At 48.0% G+C, this 1,637-nt stretch carries 2 protein-coding genes; both read left to right on the top strand.

All coding sequences use genetic code 11. The features are described from left to right. Positions 1-65: 65 nt before the first annotated feature. Positions 66-761, top strand: coding sequence for a helix-turn-helix domain-containing protein (locus B5F98_RS13155; protein WP_087373301.1), 696 nt, complete (start codon positions 66-68; stop codon positions 759-761). Continuing rightward, positions 758-1,637: IS3 family transposase (locus B5F98_RS13150; RefSeq protein ID WP_206418168.1), on the top strand; the 880-nt coding region annotated here is incomplete at its 3' end. The genes B5F98_RS13155 and B5F98_RS13150, both read left to right, overlap by 4 nt.

The following is a 1,637-nucleotide window of genomic DNA, read 5'->3' as shown; positions in this document are numbered from 1 at the left end:
ATGATATGCTCCCTCTATGAGAGACAGTGAAATAAAACACTGTCAAACATAGGGGGAGCATTGCTATGCCACAGAAACAAAAGGTCAGTATAGAGACAAAGGTCACAATCATACAAGATTACATCAATGGATGCATTGGTATGCGTGAGGCGGCACGGAGGGCTGGAGTTTCTCACAATACCATGGGACAGTGGGTACGTAACTATGAGATAGATGGGGTGGATGCATTTCTGCCACATAAAAATCGTGTATACAGCCCAGAATTAAAGAAATCTGCTGTGGAAGACTATTTATCCGGTGCTGGAGGCGAGTCGGATATTTGCAGAAAATATCACATTCGGAGTCATACGCAGTTCAGAGAATGGATAAAGGTGTATAATGCTCATGGAGACTTCGACTCGGTCAAACATTCCGGAGGAGGAAACTACATGAAGCAAGGACGGGAGACCACACAGGAAGAACGTATACAAATTGTTAAGGACTGCATTGCCGGTAGTAAAAACTATGGAGAAATGGCCCTGAAATACCAGGTTAGCTATCAACAGGTTCGGAATTGGACTCTTCGGTTTGAACAGATGGGAGAAGCAGGATTGGAGGATCGGCGGGGCCGCCGGAAGAAAGACCAAACTCCTCGCACCGAACTGGAAAAAGCCCAAATCGAAATTGAGCAACTCAAGCACAAGCTATATCTGGCAGAAATGGAGAATGGACTGCTAAAAAAATTGGACGAGATCGAGAGGAGAGAGGCCTGGAAGAAGTGAGACAGCGCCGTACTTATAAAGCAATTCAGGAGTGTCATGAGCAGCAGGGGTTTCCCATTGAGGCAACCTGCAAGCTGCTCCACGTGGCTCGGTCTGCGTACCACAAATGGGCTACTGGCAAGCGTAGCCACAGAGCTGCGGAGAATGAGCAGTTGGCCGACACCATTGAGAAAATTCACTTAGAAAGTCCAGATAAGGGTTATCGGAGGCTCAATGACGACCTGCGCCATGACTACGGTATCCATGTCAATGACAAGAGAGTGCTTCGTATCTGCCGGACCAGAGATATTCGGTCTACCGTGAAGTACAGTAACCACAGCTGTACCAGGCGGGCCAAGAACCCTCAGTATTTAGCTGAGAACCTGCTGGATCGCCAATTCTATGCGGTAAAGCCGAATGAGAAATGGCTGACCGATGTGACCGAGTTCAAGTGGTATGAGGGTACCGAAGTACACAAGATCTATCTCAGTGCCATTCTGGATCTATATGATCGGCGCATTGTGTCCTATATCATTGGTGAACGCAACGATAACCCTCTCGTATTCAAGACCTTTGACAAAGCGGTGAAGGCAAATCCAACTGCTCACCCACTGTTCCACAGTGACAGAGGCTTTCAGTATACAAACCGAACATTCCACCACAAGCTCGTGCAGGCGGGGATGACACAGAGTATGTCCCGTGTGGCCCACTGCATTGACAACGGCCCTATGGAAGGTTTCTGGGGCATCTTAAAGCGGGAGCGTTACTACGGCAGACGCTTTACCAGCAAGAAAGAACTTGTCCAGATGATCAGACATTACATCCACTATTACAACACCAGGAGAGTGCAGCGAAATCTGGGTGTGCTGACGCCTATGGAAAAGCATGAACTGTATC

Origin of the sequence: Pseudoflavonifractor sp. An44, assembly GCF_002161675.1 — a bacterium.
In the GTDB taxonomy this organism is placed as follows: Bacteria; Bacillota; Clostridia; order Oscillospirales; family Oscillospiraceae; genus Enterenecus; species Enterenecus faecium.
The sequence above is the reverse complement of the archived record's forward strand: the minus strand, read 5'-3'. Positions and strand labels throughout refer to the sequence as shown.

Coding starts and splice junctions, on each gene's coding strand:
- B5F98_RS13155 (WP_087373301.1), top strand. CDS start 66: ATGCCACAGAAACAAAAGGTCAGTATAGAGACAAAGGTCACAATCATA.